Origin of the sequence: Erythrobacter sp. CCH5-A1 (assembly GCF_001557115.1) — a bacterium.
In the GTDB taxonomy this organism is placed as follows: domain Bacteria; phylum Pseudomonadota; class Alphaproteobacteria; order Sphingomonadales; family Sphingomonadaceae; genus Erythrobacter.
This window is the reverse complement of the sequence record NZ_LSKQ01000269.1, coordinates 1-1,786: the sequence shown is the minus strand read 5'-3', so window position 1 is coordinate 1,786 and position 1,786 is coordinate 1. Positions and strand designations below refer to the sequence as shown.

General features: G+C 67.2%; 1 protein-coding gene. It reads left to right on the top strand.

Going from position 1 to position 1,786, the window contains the following annotated elements; translation table 11 throughout:
* The coding region (locus AX708_RS16975; RefSeq protein WP_067490495.1) for a DNA translocase FtsK at positions 1 to 1,739 on the top strand (1,739 nt) is incomplete at its 5' end.
* Between the last annotated feature and the right edge of the window lie 47 nt (positions 1,740 to 1,786).

Genomic DNA, 1,786 nt, shown 5'->3' with positions numbered 1-1,786 from the left:
TGCCCGGACGCAAGCCGCAAGGCGCGCTCGCCTTTGCGGGCGACATCGACGCGGATGATGACGAGGAAGCCCCCACCCGCCCGCGCCGCGCCTCTAAGGGTGATGCCGCGTCGTCCCCACTCGCCGAGGAGCGCCCGCGCCGCGCGCCCGAAATCTCCGACCCTTCCGCTCCGCCCAAGCGCGCAGTGGCCGGCAAGACCGCGCAGACCGACATGTTCGCGCCCTTCAGCCTGCCGAGCCTCGACCTTCTCGTCGAGCCCCCGGCGGACAAGGGCCCCAAGCTCGACAAGCTGGCGCTGGAACGCAACGCCCGCCTGCTCGAAAACGTGCTCGACGATTTCAACGTCAAGGGCGAGATCACTGCGGTGCGCACCGGCCCGGTGGTCACCATGTACGAATTGGAGCCCGCCCCCGGCATCAAGGCGAGCCGCGTGGTCGGCCTTGCCGAAGACATCGCCCGCAACATGAGCGCCATCTCCGCGCGCGTCTCGCCGATTCCGGGCCGCACGGTGATGGGTATCGAGCTGCCCAACCAGGACCGCCAGGTGGTGATGCTGAAGGAGCTCGCCGCGGCCGCCGCCTTCGTGGACGCCAAGGGCAACCTGCCGGTGATCCTCGGCAAGGACATCGCGGGCGAGCCGATCATCGCCGACCTCGCCGCGATGCCGCACCTGCTGGTGGCGGGGACCACCGGCAGCGGTAAATCGGTGGGCCTCAACGTCATCCTGCTCTCGCTGCTCTACCGCTTCACGCCGACAGAGCTGCGCCTGATCCTGATCGACCCCAAGGTGCTCGAGCTCAAGACCTACGACGATATCCCGCACCTGCTCTCGCCGGTGGTGACCGAGCCGGCAAAGTCGGTGCGCGCGCTGAAGTGGGCGGTCGAGGAGATGGAGCGGCGCTACCGGATGATGAGCGCGATCAGCTCGCGCAACATCAACTCCTTCAACGAGAAGGTCAGCGCCGCGATCGCCAAGGGCAAGCCCCTGGGGCGGCGGGTGCGCAGCGGCTTCGATCCGGAAACCGGTGACGAACTGTTCGAGGAAGAACAGCTCGATTACCAGCCGCTCCCGCAGATCGTCCTGATCGTCGACGAGCTTGCGGACCTGATGGTCACCGTCGGCAAGGAAATCGAGGTGCTGATCCAGCGCCTTTCGCAGAAATCGCGTGCGGCGGGCATCCACCTCATCATGGCGACGCAGCGGCCTTCGGTGGACGTCATCACCGGCGTCATCAAGGCCAACCTGCCGACCCGTATCAGCTTCAAGGTGACCAGCCGGATCGACAGCCGCACGATCCTCGGCGAGCAGGGGGCCGAGCAGCTGCTGGGCAAGGGCGACATGCTCTACAAGCCCAACACCGGGGCGATGGTGCGCGTGCACGGGCCCTTCGTCTCGGACGAGGAGGTCGAGGCGGTCGCCGATCACTGGCGCGCGCAAGGGGCGCCGACCTATGTCGACGCCGTCACCGAGGAGCCCGAGGAAGGTTTCGGCGGATTCGGCTTCGAGGACGAATTCACCGCCTCGGACAACCCCGAAGAGCGCAAGTACCGCCAGGCCTGCCAGATCGTGTTCGAGAACCAGAAGGCCTCCGGCAGCTGGCTCCAGCGCCAGATGGGCGTGGGCTACAACACCGCGGCCAAGTGGATCGAACGGATGGAGGAAGACGGCTTCGTCGGCCCGGCAAACCACGTCGGCCGCCGCGAGATCTACCGCGACAAGGACGGCAATCCGATCTGATTCTAGCCACCTTCGGTGGCGCAGACCACCCGCCCCGCCTCCCCACC